This is a genomic window from Bradyrhizobium sp. SBR1B (genome assembly GCF_014198205.1).
GTDB lineage: Bacteria > Pseudomonadota > Alphaproteobacteria > Rhizobiales > Xanthobacteraceae > Bradyrhizobium.
In genome coordinates, this window is the sequence record NZ_JACIHC010000003.1 from 520,694 (window position 1) to 537,606 (window position 16,913).

Annotated in this window: 13 protein-coding genes; 7 read left to right on the forward strand and 6 right to left on the reverse strand. The window is 65.2% G+C overall.

Annotated features, from left to right (window positions below; translation table 11 throughout):
* Positions 1 to 20 precede the first annotated feature (20 nt).
* The 3 genes from GGD61_RS10850 to GGD61_RS10860 all read right to left on the reverse strand — a co-directional run bounded on the left by GGD61_RS10850 (position 21) and on the right by GGD61_RS10860 (position 3,265).
* Positions 21 to 539, reverse strand: coding sequence for a hypothetical protein (locus tag GGD61_RS10850; protein ID WP_018318571.1), 519 nt, complete (start codon positions 537 to 539; stop codon positions 21 to 23).
* A gap of 462 nt (positions 540 to 1,001) precedes the next feature.
* A complete protein-coding gene (locus GGD61_RS10855) occupies positions 1,002 to 1,928 on the reverse strand; it encodes a glyoxylate/hydroxypyruvate reductase A (protein ID WP_092253598.1) in 927 nt (308 codons plus the stop codon).
* An 8-nt stretch (positions 1,929 to 1,936) separates the two neighbouring features.
* Positions 1,937 to 3,265 carry an FAD-binding oxidoreductase gene (locus GGD61_RS10860; protein ID WP_183230680.1) on the reverse strand — a complete coding sequence of 443 codons (1,329 nt, stop codon included), beginning with the start codon at positions 3,263 to 3,265 and terminating at the stop codon, positions 1,937 to 1,939.
* A 236-nt stretch (positions 3,266 to 3,501) separates the two neighbouring features.
* Here GGD61_RS10860 and GGD61_RS10865 point away from each other — a divergent pair, with 236 nt between their 5' ends.
* The gene (locus tag GGD61_RS10865) at positions 3,502 to 5,367 is read left to right on the forward strand and encodes an ATP-binding protein (RefSeq protein ID WP_092253602.1); all 1,866 of its coding nucleotides are present in this window, start codon (positions 3,502 to 3,504) and stop codon (positions 5,365 to 5,367) included.
* Between the two features lie 10 nt (positions 5,368 to 5,377).
* Here the strand turns inward: GGD61_RS10865 and GGD61_RS10870 are convergent, their stop codons facing one another.
* The gene (locus tag GGD61_RS10870; RefSeq protein ID WP_092253604.1) at positions 5,378 to 6,403 is read right to left on the reverse strand and encodes an AraC family transcriptional regulator; all 1,026 of its coding nucleotides are present in this window, start codon (positions 6,401 to 6,403) and stop codon (positions 5,378 to 5,380) included.
* A gap of 188 nt (positions 6,404 to 6,591) precedes the next feature.
* Between GGD61_RS10870 and GGD61_RS10875 the strand changes: the two genes are divergently transcribed.
* From GGD61_RS10875 to GGD61_RS10890, 4 genes are all read left to right on the forward strand, one after another.
* Positions 6,592 to 7,071, forward strand: coding sequence for a cupin domain-containing protein (locus tag GGD61_RS10875; RefSeq protein WP_018318566.1), 480 nt, complete (start codon positions 6,592 to 6,594; stop codon positions 7,069 to 7,071).
* A 108-nt stretch (positions 7,072 to 7,179) separates the two neighbouring features.
* Complete coding sequence (locus tag GGD61_RS10880; protein WP_183230681.1) at positions 7,180 to 8,670, forward strand: NAD(P)/FAD-dependent oxidoreductase; 1,491 nt, start codon at positions 7,180 to 7,182, stop codon at positions 8,668 to 8,670.
* A 94-nt stretch (positions 8,671 to 8,764) separates the two neighbouring features.
* Positions 8,765 to 9,832: a hypothetical protein gene (locus GGD61_RS10885; RefSeq protein ID WP_092253608.1), complete on the forward strand. Its 1,068-nt coding sequence runs from the start codon at positions 8,765 to 8,767 to the stop codon at positions 9,830 to 9,832.
* A 65-nt stretch (positions 9,833 to 9,897) separates the two neighbouring features.
* Positions 9,898 to 10,896, forward strand: a complete 999-nt coding sequence (locus tag GGD61_RS10890) for an NAD-dependent epimerase/dehydratase family protein (protein ID WP_183230682.1) — start codon at positions 9,898 to 9,900, stop codon at positions 10,894 to 10,896.
* A 39-nt stretch (positions 10,897 to 10,935) separates the two neighbouring features.
* Here GGD61_RS10890 and GGD61_RS10895 read toward each other — a convergent pair whose 3' ends face one another.
* Positions 10,936 to 11,454 (reverse strand): GNAT family N-acetyltransferase, encoded by a 519-nt coding sequence (locus tag GGD61_RS10895; protein WP_018318562.1) that lies wholly within the window; start codon positions 11,452 to 11,454, stop codon positions 10,936 to 10,938.
* Positions 11,455 to 11,467: 13 nt separating this feature from the next.
* Complete coding sequence (locus GGD61_RS10900; protein ID WP_092253612.1) at positions 11,468 to 12,259, reverse strand: ABC transporter substrate-binding protein; 792 nt, start codon at positions 12,257 to 12,259, stop codon at positions 11,468 to 11,470.
* A 252-nt stretch (positions 12,260 to 12,511) separates the two neighbouring features.
* Here GGD61_RS10900 and GGD61_RS10905 point away from each other — a divergent pair, with 252 nt between their 5' ends.
* Positions 12,512 to 13,705, forward strand: a complete 1,194-nt coding sequence (locus GGD61_RS10905; RefSeq protein WP_092253614.1) for an efflux RND transporter periplasmic adaptor subunit — start codon at positions 12,512 to 12,514, stop codon at positions 13,703 to 13,705.
* 11 nt (positions 13,706 to 13,716) lie between these two features.
* Complete coding sequence (locus GGD61_RS10910; RefSeq protein ID WP_092253616.1) at positions 13,717 to 16,872, forward strand: efflux RND transporter permease subunit; 3,156 nt, start codon at positions 13,717 to 13,719, stop codon at positions 16,870 to 16,872.
* Positions 16,873 to 16,913: the final 41 nt, after the last annotated feature.

The window sequence follows — 16,913 nt, forward strand, 5'->3', positions numbered from 1 at the left end:
GTTTCCCGTGAGGTGCACTTTTATCGTTGCTCGTTCGTGGGCGCATCGGAGCTGCGAGTCATTGCACCCGCCGCAACTTGAAGCGAAGAACCAACCACCCAACAGCCGGCAACAAAGCCTATCAGGCCGTTAGGCAGGTTTTGATCAAGGACAAGGATGCTGACGGACAGCGTTGCGGCAATCGCCGCGCTGAACGTTCCAGCCGCACTCATGAGCTCAGCCGGCTCAGAACCATTCCATTCTTCCGAGATGTTCGATGTCGCCCTTCGTGCGACATTGCCGGACAAATCAATCCCGACATAATAGCTGAGAGCTCCATAGAGCATTGTTATCAGCACGATCCAGCCGCTTTCAAACATTCCGCCTTTCTGACGCAACAGGGTCGCACCCACATAGAGGCCACAAGAGGCCCCAACGGCTGCCAGCCCAATTCTTTCAAGAAGGTGGGCCGACTTGATCAGGCTGGAACGGGCGATCCGAAGACTGCCGACCTGCCTTCTTAGGGAAAAGGCGCTGGAAATTGCGCTGCTAATCTTCATTGGGGGCTCCTCTGAGTAAGTAGCAGCCTACCGGCCGACCCCGACTAGAAGCTGCCAGGACGCGTTTCTCGATGCCCTTGATTCCAATTTCTGAAAGATCTGTGTTGAGTGATGGGGTTGGCTTGCTCGTGACCAGGACGAGAGCCAATCCAAAGCTGCGAGCACGCGGCTTCGCAGGCATTTGCATCTCACCCGTGTCTGCCAGTTGGCTCCAGGTGCGACAATTTCTTGCGGGAGTGATAGCTCGAAAAGAGAGTGATGGAATATGAGGCGGTTCACATGCCGCAGTTCCCTCTCGCTCCATCCAGTCACAATTTCAGGAGGACAAATCCTCATCGTCGCGCCACCCCTCCCCCCAAGAGGAGAGAACCCTCACCCGGCGCTGCGCGCCGACCTCACCCGCAAGCGGGAGAGGTAAAAGGAGCTCTTGGCTAGACCGGTGTTCCCATCACCATCACGCCCTCAGTAACCGCGAGTGCGATCGACACGCCCCGGCAACTCCTCGCCGCGACGGTGACGGTCGATGACATCGAGCACGAAATCGACGGCCGTGTCCGGCGTCGTCATGCTGGCATTGTGCGGCGTCAGCAGGATGCCCGGATGGCTCCAGAACGGATGTCCCTCAGGCAACGGCTCGGGTTCGGTGACATCGAGCACCGCGCCTGATAGCGCACCGCTGTCGAGGGCCGCGAGGAAATCGGCCTCGATGAGATGCGGTCCTCGTCCGACATTGACGAGGGACGCACCGCGCGGCAGGCGCGCGAACAAATCCGCGTTGAGGATGCCGCGGGTCTCGTCGGTCAACGGCAGCAGGCAGACGAGGATGTCGCTCTGTGCGAGGAAATCTGGCAGCGCGTCTGCACCCACGTGGCAGGTCACGCCCTCGATCTCACGCGCCGAGCGATTCCATCCCGAGAGCGGGAAGCCGAACACCTTGAGGCGTTCGAGCACGGCCTGGCCGAGCTGGCCAAGCCCCATCACGCCGACACGCCGCCGTTTCGCCGGCGTGATCCGGATCTCGCGCCAGACCTGCTGCTTCTGCTGATCGATGAACTGCAGGAGGTCGCGATGCAGACCGAGCACGGCCATGGTGACGTACTCCACCATGGTCTCGGCGATGCCGGGCTCCAGCATGCGGACAAGCGGAATGTGCGCGGGCACTTTCGTGGCATCGAACTGATCGACGCCAGCGCCGACCGAGAAGACCAGCTCGAGATTGGGAAACGTCGTCGCGATATCGTCAGGCGGCACCCACGCAACGAGATAGCGGACGTTGGCGGGATCGCCGATATCAGGCCAGAGCCGGAATGGGACGTCGGGCGCACGCTCCGCGAAGAAGCGCGCCCATTCGGCACCGCGAACCATGTTGGCCTTGTAGAGAACGGTCATGCGAGCCCTCAGAGCGGGCTGACCGGTGCGAGCCGGCGGCCGTCGATCATGCGCTTGTGGCTGTAGGCCGCGGGATCGACCAGCGGCGTGGTGCCGGTCACGATATCGGCGGCGAGCTTGCCTGCGGCGGGGCCGATGCCAAAGCCGTGGCCGGAGAATCCGGTCGCGAGGAAAAAGCCCGGCAAGGCGTCGACCGGCGAGATCACGGGGATCGTGTCCGGCGTGCAGTCGATGGTGCCGCCCCAGGCTTCCGCGATCTCGATGTCCTTGAGTTCAGGGTTGGCCTTGACCAATGAGGCGAGCGCAGCATTCACCAGCGACATGTCGGGCTCGGGATCGCGCACGCGCTCGGTCTCGAACGGCGACGGCTTGTCAAAGCTCCAGCTGGTGCCGCGCACGATCTGGTCGATGAAGGACTTGCCCAACGACAGCTTCAGTCCGCTCTTGCGATGCAAATAGGTTGGCCAGAAGGTGCGCGCATAGCGGAACAGATCGGGCGACAGCTCGACCGTGCCGCGGTTGCGCAGCGCCAGCGTGAAGCCGCCGTCGAGGCGGCGGCGGACGCAGTAGAGATCGGTGCCCAGCGCGCCCGAGGTGATCTCCGGCCCCGGCGTGGTCCGGCAGGCGGTGGCGTTGACGAGGCCGATCGGCAGCTCGATGCCGTGACGGCGGCAGAACAGCGACGACCATGCGCCGCCCGACAGCAGCACGGACTGGGTGCGGATGGTGCCCTTCTCGGTGACGACGGCGCTGACCCGCCCACCGGTCGTCTCCAGTCCCCGCGCGGCGCAGCCCTGATGGATGGTGACGCCGTGCTTTCGCGCGGCGGTGGCCAGCGCGGGCACGGCCATCGACGGCTCGGCACGCCCGTCGCTCGGCGTATGTAGGCCGCCGACCCACTGGTCGGTATTGCCCGGCATGCGCTCGGCAACCTCGGCCGGCGTCAGGACGGTGGAGTGGACCTGCATCTCGCGCGCGACCGCGGCCCAGCGCTCCCAGCTCGCAAGCTCGTCCTTGCTCTTGGTCAGGAACAGAACGCCGGTGCGGCGGAAGCCGGCATCGACGCCGGCGTCGTTCTGCATGTCCTCCCACAGCCGCAGCGCCTCGCGAGCCAGCGGGATCTCCTCGCGCGCGCGGCCCTGCTGGCGGCACCAGCCCCAATTGCGGCTCGACTGCTCGCCGCCGACGTGGCCCTTCTCGACCAGCGCGACCGAGAGGCCCTTCTTCGCCAGATGATAGGCCGCGGAGACACCGATGACGCCGCCGCCGATGACGACGACATCGACCTGCTGCGGCAGGCGTTCGTCGCTGTTGATACGGTTGAGCGGCGGGGACATGGAGCACTCCTGGAGTTCAGTTCGAACGATCACGCCTCAGTACAGCTGTCAATCGCATTGCTTGTATGCGCGCCTCCTTGCCATGCGATTCGCCCGCAGGTTGAGGCCGAAGAAAGGCTGGCGGCCGACACCACCGCAAATTGCCCCTCGACGCCGCCGCGCGGAGTCTGTAGCTCACATCAAAGCGGCACCCGGGACCGGGCGGCCAGTGCGGTAGTCTTCTTTGGTGGGAGACCATGAAACTCAGGGGGCTTCTGACACTCGCGATGGCCGCACAGGTCGTGGTGACCGCGGCGGCCCTTCTCGCCTCCTATGCCGTGGCCGGACCCGGGTTCGGCATGGCCCAGATCGCAGCCTTAATCGCAAGCGCCGCCGTTGCCGCGCTGCTCGTGCACCTCTGCACGCGCGCGATCGAGAGATCGGAGGACAAGCGCGCCGCGGGACGATCGGCGGAAGACGCGCGAGCACGCACCGACGGCGCGCAGATGATGCAAGCCGTCATCAAGACCGCGCTCGATGCCTTCATTCAAATCGACGACAGCGGCGCCGTGCTGGAGTGGAGCTTTCAGGCGGAGGCCCTGACCGGATGGACGCGCGAGGAGGCGCTCGGTGCCGACGTCGTCGACCTCATCGTCGCCGAGCCGCTGCGGGCCGCCTTCAGGCAGCGCATGGCGCGGCTGGTGCCGGAATTGTCGGACACGCCGTCCGGCCTGCGCTTCGAGCTCGCCCTGATCCACCGGAACGGCGACCAGATCCTGGCCGAGGCGTCCAGCACGGTGTTGCGGCTGGGTGGACGCGCCGTCATCAACACCTTCGTCAGGGACATCACCCAGAAACGCGCTGCCGAGGAGCAGCTAGTGCAGTCCCAGAAGATGGAGGCGGTCGGGCAGCTCACCGGCGGCATCGCACATGAATTCAACAACATGCTCACGGTGATCACAGGCACGATCGAGATCCTGGCCGACGCCGTCAGGGACAACCCGCCGCTTGCGACCATCACCAAGCTGATCAGCGAGGCCGCCGATCGCGGCGCCGCGCTGACCTCGAGCCTGCTGTCCTTTGCCCGCAAGCAGGCGCTGCAGCCGGCCGAGATCGACGTCAATGAGCTGCTGGAAGAGCTGGCAAAGCTGCTGCTGGCGACCTTCGACAAGAAGATCGAGATCGTGACCAGGCTCGACCGCAACGTCTGGCTCGCCTATGCCGACCGCGGCCAGCTGAGCTCGGCGCTGCTCAACCTCGCGATCAACGCGCGCGACGCCATGCTGGACGCCGGCAGGCTGACGCTGACGACGCGCAACGTCGTGTTCGGCGTGCGCGAGGCCGTCGCGGTCGGCGCCGGCTATGCCGGCGACTATGTCGAGATCGAGATTGCCGACACCGGCACCGGCATTCCGCAGGCCATCCTGGAGCGGATCTTCGATCCGTTCTTCTCCACCAAGGACGTCGGCAAGGGCACGGGACTCGGGCTCAGCATGGTGTTCGGTTTCGTCAAGCAGTCCGGCGGCGGCATCAAGGTCGCCTCCGAAGAAGGACGCGGCACGATCTTCACGCTCTATTTGCCGAAGGCGGAGGCGAGCGCGCTGCGCCCGACCGGCTATGACGACCGCAAGATCGTGGGCGGCAGGGAAACCGTCCTCTGCGTCGAAGACGACCGCGACGTCCGCCAATACGTCACGGTCCAGCTCCAAGGTCTCGGCTACAAGGTCATCCCGGCCGCCAATGCGAACGAGGCGCTCGCGATTGCGGCCGAAGGCAGGTCCTTCGACCTGCTCTTCACCGACATCGTGATGGCCGGCGGCATGAATGGACGCGAGCTCGCCGAGCAGATGGTGGCGGCGCGCCCCTCTCTTCGGGTGCTGTTCACGTCGGGCTACGCCTACGATTCGCTGCACGCGCAGGGACGTGCGACGATGGGCGCGCCGCTCTTGAGAAAGCCTTACCGCAAGGCCGAGCTCGCCCGCATGCTGCGCCGCTGCCTCGACACCGCCGTCGATTCCGCCGGCGACGCGATCCCGACGCCCTATTCGGTGCAGGCTGATGTCGAGGCGTTCCTGCGCAGACAGGCGGCCGACGATAACGGCACGATGCGGCCGCGGAAATAGCTCTCTCGCGCTAGCTCAATCGTCGCCGCAGCGTCGCCGACGGCGTCTCGCCGAATTTTTCGCGGTAGGCGCCGGCCATGCGGCTGAGATGGGTGAAGCCGAGATCGAAGGCGATCTCGGTGATGGAGGCATCGGGCGCGGCCTGCGCCAGGCGGGCGTGCAGACCGGCGAGGCGCATGTCGAGCAGCATCTGCGAGATCGACAGGCCGAAGTGACGGCGGAAGCCGAGCTGGAGCGCGCGGATGCCGATGCCGGCGGCACAGGCGAGCTGTGCAAGGTCGAGCGGCTCGCCGGCATTGTCCGCAAGATGGTCCCGCGCCGCGCGGAGCGCGCGCGGCAGCCGCTCGGCCTGCCCCGAAAACGTTTGAATCGCATCCGACAGGCCATGGCGCTGACCGTTGAGCAGGTGATCGAGCAGCAGCTCGCGCCAATCGGCCATCGCGACCGCCGACAGCCGGCCGGAGGGACCGAGACGTTCGGCGAGCTTCATCAACTCGGCGAGACTACCGCGCAAGGCGCGCCCGGCCGGCGCCTCCAAATCGATCACGGGATCGAACTCGACCGTGCCTGACGCCCTGCCCGACAGCGCCGCGGCGCGCTGCTCGACCATGCGGCGGTCAAACAGCAGGATCGCCTGCGCGCAGTCGCGCCACATCATCCGGGTCGGGATCGTCGGCGACAGCAGCGACGCCGTCCGCTCCGGCGCGGCGTCGAGCTCGGTCGTGCCGGCGCGAATATAGGCCGTGCCGGTGAGCGGGACCTGCACCAGGAAGAAGCGCTCGAGGCAGCCCGGATCGATGCCGACCGATCCGCCATAGGCCACGTAATTGATGGAAAAGCCGTCGAAGCCGGCGCAATTGTGCCGGGCGGAGAAGCCGGCCGCGCGCGCCTGTGCCGGCTTGAGATCGTGCGGGCAGAAGATGCGCCCGATCTGTTCGGCCGCTTCGTCGACATCGTCGGTGGTGACGCGGGCGAAATCCGCGAGCCGTTCGGCCGCAGGCGCCCTTGCGCTCATTTCCAGCACGGCTGCGAACATGGTTGACCACGCTTCGCGTCACGGAATTGCTTTAAGCCTATAATAGTTCCCCGGACGCGGAAAGGGCCGGCGTCGGCAAAATCGTCATGCTGCAGGGCAACAGGCGCTCGCGGATTCGTTTAGCGGATAGACAGGCGACCCATTGTTGACTGAAGCTCCATCCTCGCCGGAATCCATGGGAGAGCGCCATGACTGCACCTGAAAAGTCTGCACCTGAAAAGACTGCACTCGAAAAGGGCATTACCGCCGCTGGCACAGGCTACGGCGGCAAGAGCTGGAACATTCTGGGCCAGGTCTACTTCCCCAAGGCCGTCACCGACTCCACCTTTGCATTCGAAACCAACAGCGATCCCGGCCAGTTCGTCCCGGTGCACATCCATCCGACCCAGGACGAATTCATCCTGGTGCAGGAGGGCACGCTCGACCTCAAGCTCGATGGCAAATGGGTCAAGGCCCATGCCGGCGACCTCGTGCGCATGCCGCGCGGCATTCCGCACGGCTATTTCAACAAGTCCGATAAGCCGTGCCGCGCGCTGTTCTGGGTCTCGCCGATGCAGAAGCTGGAGGCGCTGTTCAACCAGCTGCACAATCTGACCGACCCTGCCGAGGTCGTGCGCATCTCGGCGCTGCACGAGGTCGACTTCCTGCCGCCCGAGGCCAACGACTAGGCACGGGCCCCTCGTCCACTTTCATCTGCTTGCAGCTCCGCCGGCCGCGCCTTGCGGCCGAACGTGGCCGCTTGCCCGCGGAAAACACATCGATTGCGAGCCAATCCCATGGTCAGCCCCAAGCATGTCTGCGTGATCGGCGCCGGCGTCTCCGGCCTTGCTGCCGCCAAGGCGTTCTCCAGCCGCAGCCACCGCGTCACCATCGTCGAGCGCAGCGCCGATCTCGGCGGCGTCTGGGAGCCGGCGCGCTCCTACCCTGATGTGCAGACCCAGAGCCCGAAGGAGCTCTACCGCTACACCGACCGCGCCATGCCGGAGGCCTATCCGGAATGGCCGACCGGGCCCCAGGTTCACGCCTATCTCACCGACTATGCCAAGAGTTTCGGTCTCGACCGCATGCTGCGCCTCGGCACCGAGGTCGCCGGCATGGCACGCCGCACCGACGGCAAGCCCGGCTGGACGCTCGCGCTGAGGACCAAGGACGGCACGAGCACGAGCGAGGATTTCGATTTCGTCGCGGTCTGCACCGGGCAGTTCAACGAGCCGCGCGAGCTGCATTGCCCCGGCGAGGACGCCTTTCTCGCACAGGGCGGGCAGATCCTGCATTCGTCGAAATACGGCGATCCCACGCTGGCGAAAGGACGCCGCGTGGTCGTACTCGGCGGCTCGAAGTCCGCGACCGACATCGCCGTCAACGCGGTGAAATCGGGCGCGCGCGAGGTCACCATCGTGATGCGCGAGCCGGTCTGGCGCATTCCCTATTTCATCGGCGGCCTCGTGAACTTCAAGCGCATCCTCTACATCCGCGCGCAGGAGGAGATGTTTCCGGGCTGGGGCATCGGCGCGATGACGCGGCTCGCGCACCGCATCGCCGCGCCGCTGGTGTGGGCGAACTGGCGCGGGCTGGAGAGCCTGCTCAAGGCGCAGCTCAAGCTCGGCCGCTGCAAGATGGTGCCGAAGGAGCGGATCGAGGATGGCGTCAACTGCTCGGTGCCGATCGCAACGCCGGGCTTCTACCCGATGGTCGCCGACGGCCGCATCAAGGCGGTGTTCGGCACCTTCGGCCATTATGACGGCGACAGCATCGTGATGAGCGGCGGCGAGCGCATGAGCGTCGACGTCGCGGTGCTCGCGATCGGCTACAAGCTCGGCGTGCCGTTCCTGCCCGCGGCCTACGAGCAGAAGCTGGTCGATTCCGACGGGCAGTACCGGCTCTACCGCCTGATCGCCAACCCTGACCTGCCCGAGCTCGGCTTCGTCGGCTTCAACTCGTCGTTCTGCACCGTGCTCTGCGCCGACCTCGCCGCCAACTGGCTGGTACGCTATGCCGACGGCCAGCTCGCCAACCAGCCGACGGCGCGGCGGATGCACGACAAAATCGAGATGATGCTGCACTTCAAGCGTGTCGAGCGGCCGGCCGCGGGCGTCTATGGCGGTCTCTGCGTCGCGCCCTATCACTACCGCCATTTCGACGAGCTGATGGCCGACATCGGCACCAAGAACCAGAAGACCGGCGGGCTCAAGGGGCGCTTCCAGCCGCCGGATGCGGATGCCTATGCGAAATTCCTGGCGACGGCGCCCGACTATCGCGCGACCTGAGCAGAAGAATTGCGGCTGAGCGGGATTTGCATCTCGCCAGCCCTAGCCTCCAATGCTTACGATCTCCCTGGCATCGAATCGATGGGAAACGGCCATGGGATCCAGACGTCTCGCCGCCCTTGCGGCTGTTGCCTTCATCGTCGCGGCGCCCGCCGTCGGACAACAGCGCGCGCTCACGCCTCGCCAATCCGAGGCGGTCGCCACCTATGAGCGGGCGCTCGGCGATTTCAAGTCGATCCTCGCCGAGCGTCGGCGCCAGATCGATGCGAAGCAGCCGCTGCCGAATCTCCCTGGACAGGCGCTCTATCTCGCCCGCGTCGCCGTGATCAGTTCTTACAAGGATCTCACCGACGCCATGCCGTCACGGATCGGCAGGCCCAACAAGTTCGAGATTCCTCCGGCCTATTTCGATGCCGACATCGAGCCGCTGATCGACGAATATTCAAAACTGTTCGACGTCATGGAGGCGCCGCCGGCGAATGCCCAGAACTCGCCGACGCCGTTCAAGGACGTCGTCGATCTCGCGACAGTGATCGCACGCGCCAAGGGGCTTGCGCCCGCCCACGCCGACGCTGCGGGGCGCATCAGCCTCGGGCTGTTCTTTGCCGAGACCAACGGCAAGCAGAACGTCCGCAACGGACGCTCGAACACCTATATGGGCAGCTTCCAGACCGGCCCCTCAGAGGATCGCAACGGCCGCAGGAAATGGGAGGCCATCAAGGGCGAGATTGCGGCGATCGATCCGGGCTTGAGCGCGCGCGACGACAAGGAGGAGGCGCGGGCCCGCGGCACCGATCACCGCTTCAACCACTGGACCAATGTGCGCGACGGGCTGATGAATGCGCATGCGGATGTGTTCCGCGAGATCCCTGGAATCGTGAAGACGCTGCCCGACCCGATCGACCAGATGAAGCTGTTCGAATTGATTCAGATCGTGCCCACCCCGACGAGATCGGCGCTCAAGTCGGGCGATCTCTTGAACTACAGGGTGTCTAGCCCGACGATCATGAAGCATCTGCGCAACAACAGCATCTTTGCTTTCGGACAGGCCGACCGGGCGCGCAGCTCGGCAAGCTTCCGCGAGATCCTCGCCGCGATGTGGCTGTTCAACCGCAAGTTCGAGAAGGCGATGGCGAAATACGCGGAGATCAAGCCGCGCTAACGATCGGTTGCAAATGCTACCGGAAATTGTAGCCTCGCGATCTCATCGACGGCACGGACAATGTCATGCGCATGCTCATTCTCGGCGGCAGCCAGTTTCTCGGGCGCGCGATCGCCGCTCACGCCTGCGCCACAGGCCACGACGTGACCTGCGCAGCCCGCGGGCTCGCGGGGCCGATCGCCCCGGGCGCACGCTTTGTGCGGATCGATCGCGACGTCGCTGATGGTCTTGCGCCACTGCCCGGCGAGACGTTCGACGCTGTCGTCGACGTCTCGCGTCATCCCGGCCAGGTCCGCCGCGCGGTCGCGGCGCTGAAGCGGCCGGGCGTGCACTGGACCTTCGTCTCCACGATCAGCGTGTATGCGGACAACCGGATACTGGGACAGCGCGCCGACACGGCGCCATTGCGCGAGCCTGCGGCCGAGGATCTGGAGCACAGCACCGGTGCCATTTACGGCGCGGCCAAGGTCGCCTGCGAACAGGCGGTCGGCGGCGATGCCTTCATCTGCCGTGCCGGCCTGATCGCAGGGCCGGAGGACCCGACCGGGCGCTTCACCTATTGGCCGGCGCGGCTCGCGCGCGGCGGCGAGGTGCTGGCGCCGGGATCGCCTGACGATGCCGTCCAGTTCGTCGATGTCCGCGACCTCGCGCAATGGATCGTGCATGCGGCGGAAGTTCGCCTCACCGGCATCTATGACGGGATTGGACCTGTGCGCTCACGCGGCGAGTTCATGGCCGAATGCGCATCGGCGCTGAACGCATCCTGCACATTCACCTGGGTCGATCGGGCGTTTCTCGAGGCACACGACGTGCGGCGCTGGGCGGGTCCGCGGTCATTACCGCTGTGGCTGCCGCTGCCCGACTTCGCCGGTTTCCTGACTCGCGACACCTCGCCCGCGCGCGCGGCCGGATTGATCTCGCGACCGCCGGGAGACACCGCGCGCGATACGCTGCATTGGCTTCACATCACCGGCGGCCCGGTCGTCGGGCTCACTGGCGATGAAGAGAAGGACGTGCTCGCCGCGTGGCACGCGGAAAGAGTGACCCAAGTCTCCGGCCTGTAGCTGTCTGTCAGCGTCTTGAGGAAGGCGACGAAATCCGCCTCAAAGTCGCTTGGTGAAATGGTAGCGGCGAATGCCGCCGCCCAGCGTCTTGTTGCTGGAGGCATCGGCGATCTCTTCGCGCACGTTCTCATATCCCGCGTTACGATACAGCGCCAGCGCATCCTCCTGAAGCTCGGACGTACTCAGCTGCAACTGCAGACGATCGCGATGGCGGCACTCCTGCTCGGCAAACGCCAGCATCTTTCGCGCAATGCCGCGGCGCCGCGCCGCGGGAGCGACGTACATGCGCCGTAACTCCATCGCATGCTCGCCAAGGGCCTCTAGTCCAAACATACCAACGATTTCGTCGCCATCGACAGCGACCCAAAAACCGCCGTTCCGGCTCGAATAATAATCGGAGAGCCGATCTATCTCCTCTGCGAGCGAGCGGCTAATGTATCTTTCAAACGCCTCCTCCAAGCGCGCTGGCGCCAACAGACGATTTACCCGGATGAACAGCTCCCGCACAGGAACTGCATCGGGCGGTGAGAAGGCGCGAATCTGAATCTCTCTTGTCATGGAGCCGCAGCCGTCACTCCGTCCGGATCTGCGAATCCTTCAGGCCGTTGTCGTCATAGGCCTTGCGCAGCGTGCCGTTGGTCGTGGCCTCGGTCATGAACTTGGTGACGAAGGCCAACGCCTGCTGATGGCCGAGCGGCACGGCGACGGCGGTCACCGTCTTCTTGAAGGTCTCGTCCAGCACCTTCGTCCCCGGAATCTTCTGCGCCATCTTGTTGAGCTGGTCGCGCGACAGTGCGAAGGCGTCGATCTCGCCGCTCCTGAGCAGGCCGAAGATCTCGTCATAGGTCTGATAGCCCGTGACGGTCGCATGCTTCAGATGCGCGATCGCGCCGCGCATGGTGGTGGTGGCGTTGACGGCCGCGACCTTGAATCCGGGTTGGTCGAGCGTCGCGAAATTGGTGACGGCGGAGCCGGGCTTGACGATATAGGTCGCGTCCGCGACCTCGTAGATCGGGCCGAACATCATCTTGGTCTCGCGCTCGGGATCCCTAGGGAGCCAGGTGACATCCCACGTACCTTTCGACGCAGCGTCGGTGATCTGTCCGGAGTTCTGGTGGACGACATATTCGACGGGGACGCCGAGCTGGGCGGCCATCGCCTTGCCGAGATCGACGGGAACGCCGGCATAGCCGGCTTCGGTCTTGGTCGACCAGAATGCGCCGCCTGCGGGGCTGATGGCGATCGCGACCCGCAGCTTGCCGGTCGGTGCGATCTCGTCCTTCAGACCGTCTGCTAGCGCCGGCATGGCGACCATCGCTGCGAGAACGAGGCCGGCAAGGCCCGAGTGGAGGGACGTGGGCATGTCATGTTCTCCTCACCTTTTCTTCTTTTCTTCTTGGCTTCTTCCCGGCTGACTCGCGTAGCGTCACACGGTCTTTGACACAATTCTGGTCGATCGTGCGCTCGGTGAAAAGCGGTTTGTCATGGCAAATCTGTCAAAGGCCACACCGCCCTGTGCAGCGCAAGGCCGGCGACTGCCATGGCTATGGTGTTCCACGGACGGTCATTTGTTGGTAGCCTGCCGCACCGACAGACGATACTCGGGGGCTAGCGAATGACCTCATCGAATCCCGCATCTCCTGCACGGCGCAATGGAGCGTGGAGACAGGCCGGGCGGACACTGGCCGCCGCTGCGGCCGTGGTCGCGCTGGCCGGTTGCGAGGACAAGAACACGTTCGTGGCACCGCCGCCGCCCAAGGTGGACGTGGCAACGCCCGTGCAGCGTCCGGTCACGCGCTACATCGAAGCCACCGGCAACACCGCGCCGATCAAGAGCGTCGATCTCGTGGCGCGGGTGCAGGGCTTCCTGCAATCAATCGACTATCAGGACGGCGCCTTCGTCAAGCAGGGCACCCAGCTCTTCACGATCGAGCCCGAGACCTACAAGCTCAAGGTCGAGCAGGCGAAGGCGGCCGAGGTCGGCGCGCAGGCCACGGTCAAGCAGGCCGAAGCCGATTTCAAGCGGCAGGTCGAGCTCGTGCAGCGCCAGGCGGTCTCGCAATCCACCTTGGACACCTCGACATCGACCCGCGACAACGCGCAGGCCAACCTCCAGCAGGCCCAGGTCAATACGAGGCTGGCCGAGGTCAATTACGGCTACACCAGGGTGACAGCGCCGTTCGACGGCATCGTCAGCGCCCACCTGGTCTCGGTCGGCGAGCTCGTCGGCGTCTCCTCGCCAACCCAGCTCGCGACCATTGTCGCCATGGACCCGATCTGGGTGAACTTCACGGTCAACGAGCAGGACGTGCTGCGCATCCGCGCCGAAGCGGCCCGCCGCGGACTGACCCCCGCCGACATGAAGCAATTCCCGATTCAGGTGGGACTGCAGACCGAGACCGGCTATCCGCATGAGGGCAAGCTCGACTACGTCTCGCCGACCCTCAATACATCAACCGGCACGCTCGCGGTGCGCGGCGTCGTGCCCAACGACAAGCGGGTGCTGCTGCCCGGTTATTTCGTCCGGGTGCGCGTGCCGTTCGACCAGGAGAAGAGCGCCCTGCTCGTCCCCGACACCGCGCTCGGCAGCGACCAGGGCGGCCGCTATCTGCTGGTGGTCAACGGCGACAACGTCGTCGAGCAGCGCAAGGTGCAGATCGGCCCCGTCGACAACGGCCTGCGCGTCATCGAAAGCGGCTTGAAGCCGGAGGACCGCGTCGTCATCGCGGGGCTGCTGCGGGTGATCCCGGGCCAGAAGATCGATCCGCAAACAACGAAGATCGAGCAGCCGCAGGCGTCTGCCAAGTAGGAGCGCCAGCCATGATCTCAAAGTTCTTCATCGAGCGGCCGGTCCTGTCGAACGTCATCGCGCTGTTGATGATCCTGATCGGCGGCGTCGCGCTGTTCAATCTCGCCATCGCGCAATACCCCGACGTGGTGCCGCCGACCGTGCAGGTCACCACGCGCTATCCCGGCGCCAGCGCCAAGACCGTGATCGACACCGTTGCCTTGCCGATCGAGCAGCAGGTCAACGGCGTCGAGGACATGCTCTACATGCAGTCCTACAGCGGCTCCGACGGTACCTATACGCTGACCGTGACCTTCAAGATCGGCACCGACCTCAACTTCGCGCAGGTGCTGGTGCAGAACCGCGTCTCCAGCGCATTGTCGCAGTTGCCGCAGGCCGTGCAAAACCAGGGTGTCACCGTGCAGAAGCGGTCGACCTCGATCCTGCTGTTCGTGACGCTGACCTCGCCGGATTCGAGATACGACAGCCTTTACCTGAGCAACTACGCCACCATCAACATCCGCGACGAGCTCTCCCGCCTGCCCGGCGTCGGTAACGTCACCGTGTTCGGCGCCGGCCAGTATTCGATGCGGGTCTGGCTCGATCCGAACAAGCTGCAGGTCCGTGGCCTCGTACCGCAGGACGTCATCAACGCAATCCAGCAGCAGAGCCAGCAGGTCTCCGCCGGCCAGGTCGGCGCGCCGCCGACACCGCCGGGACAGGCATTCCAGTACACGCTCAACGTCAACGGACGGCTCGACGACACCAGCCAGTTCGAGGACATCATCGTCAAGTCAGGCAGCAGCGGCGACGTCACGCGGGTGCGCGACGTCGGCTGGGTCGAGCTGGGGGCGCAGACCTACAGCCAGATCTTTTCGCTCAACAAGCAACCGGCCGTCGGCATCGGCGTATTCCAGTCGCCCGGCGCCAACGCGCTCCAGGTCGAGCAGGCCGTCGAGAGGAAGATGGCGGACCTCGCCAAGCGGTTCCCGGAAGGCATCAGATACGACACGCCGTTCGACACCACCAAATTCGTCGAGGCCTCGGTGCACGAGGTCTACATGACACTGATCGAGGCCGGCCTCTTGGTGCTGGTCGTGATCCTCGTGTTCCTGCAGGACTGGCGCGCGATGCTGGTGCCGGCGACGACCGTGCCTGTCACCATCATCGGCGCCTTCGCCGCGATGGCGGCGCTCGGCTTCACCATCAACATGTCGACGCTGTTCGCGATCGTGCTCGCGATCGGCATCGTGGTCGACGACGCCATCGTCGTGGTGGAAGGCGCAGCCCACAACATCGAGCAGGGCATGAACGGCCACGACGCCGCGATCAAGGCGATGGACCAGCTGTTCGCGCCGATCGTCGGCATCACCCTGGTGCTGATCTCGGTGTTTTTGCCGGCCTCGTTCCTCGCCGGGCTCACCGGGCGCATCTATTCGCAATTCGCGCTGGTGATCGCGGCGACTGCGCTGCTCTCCGCCATCAACGCGGCGACACTGAAGCCGACGCAATGCGCGCTGTGGCTGCGGCCGACTGTGCCGCCCGAGCAGCGCAATTTCTTCTACAGAGGTTTCAACGCGGTCTATAACCGCGTCGAGCGCGGCTACACACGACTGATCACCTTCCTCGTGAAGCACGCCACCATCTCGGTCGCGTTCGCGCTGCTGGTGATCGGCGCCAGCGGCTACGGCCTGTCGCGGGTGCCGACCGGCTTCCTGCCGATCGAGGACCAGGGCTATCTGATCGCCGCCGTGCAGCTGCCCGACGGCGCCGCGCTGGAGCGGACGCAAGCCGTGCTCGACAGAGCGAGCGGGCTGATCAAGGAGACGCCCGGCGTGGCGCAGGTCATCACCATCGCCGGCATCTCCGCACTCGACAACAGCGCCAGCCTTGCCAATGCCGGCGTCGCCTACATCATCCTGAAGGATTGGGATGCGCGCAAAGGCCCCGGCGAGGATCTGCGCTCGCTGGTGTACGGGCTCAACGACAAGCTCGCCACCATCATGGAGGCACGCACGCTGGTGCTGCCGCCGCCGCCGATCCAGGGCATCGGCAACGCCGCCGGCTTCTCGATGCAGGTCGAGCTGCGCGACGGCAACAGCGATTTCGCCAAGCTGCAGGCGATCACCGGCGCGATGGTCAGCAATGGCCAGAGCCAGAGCGCGCTGCAGCGCGTGCAGTCCTCGTTCCGCTCCTCGGTGCCGCAGTTCAACGTGGAGATCGACCGGGTCAAGACCCAGACGCTGCACGTCACGACCGACCAGGTGTTCTCGGCGCTGTCGACCTATCTCGGCTCGTCCTATGTCAACCAGTTCAACAAGTTCGGCCGTGTGTTCCAGGTCTACACCCAGGCCGATCCCGCGTTCCGCGTCACCGAGCGCGACATCGCCAACATGCAGGTGCGCAACTCGAACGGCGACATGATCCCGATCGGCACCGTCGCCAAGATCACGCCGGCCACGGGACCGTCGCTGATCAGCCTCTACAATCTCTATCCGTCCTCGACCGTGATCGGCCTGCCGGCGCAGGGATACTCCTCCGGCCAGTCGCTGAAGCTGATGGAGGAGATCGCCGACAAGACGCTGCCGCCGGGCACCGGCTACGAGTGGACGGCGATGTCCTATCAGGAGAAGGCGGTCAGCAACCAGATCTACTGGGTGTTCGGCCTTGCCATGCTGCTGGTCTATCTCGTGCTCGCCGGCCAGTATGAGAGCTGGTACGCGCCGATCTCGGTGATCCTCGCGGTGCCGCTGTCGCTGCTGGGGCCGATGCTGATCCTCTCCGGGCTCAAGATCGACAACAACCTGTATTGCCAGATCGGGCTGATCCTCCTGATCGCGCTGTCGGCCAAGAACGCGATCCTGATCGTCGAGGTCGGGCTCGAGCTGCACGGCCGCGACGGCAAGCCGGTGGTGGAGGCCGCGATCGAGGCGGCGCGTGCGCGCTTCCGCCCGATCCTGATGACCTCCTTCGCCTTCATCCTCGGTGTGGTGCCGCTGGTGCTCGCCACCGGCGCCGGCGCCAGCGCGCGCAAGTCGATCGGCATCACCGTCTTCTCCGGCATGCTGGCCTCGACCTGCCTCGCCGTGCTGTTCGTGCCGGCCTTCTTCGTGGTGGTGCAGCGCTTCGAGAACTGGCGGGCGAGCAAGAAGGCGGTGAAGGTGGAGACTGTGGCGGAGGTGAAGTAGTCGTCATTGCGAGCGCAGCGAAGCAATCCAGAGCCTTTCCG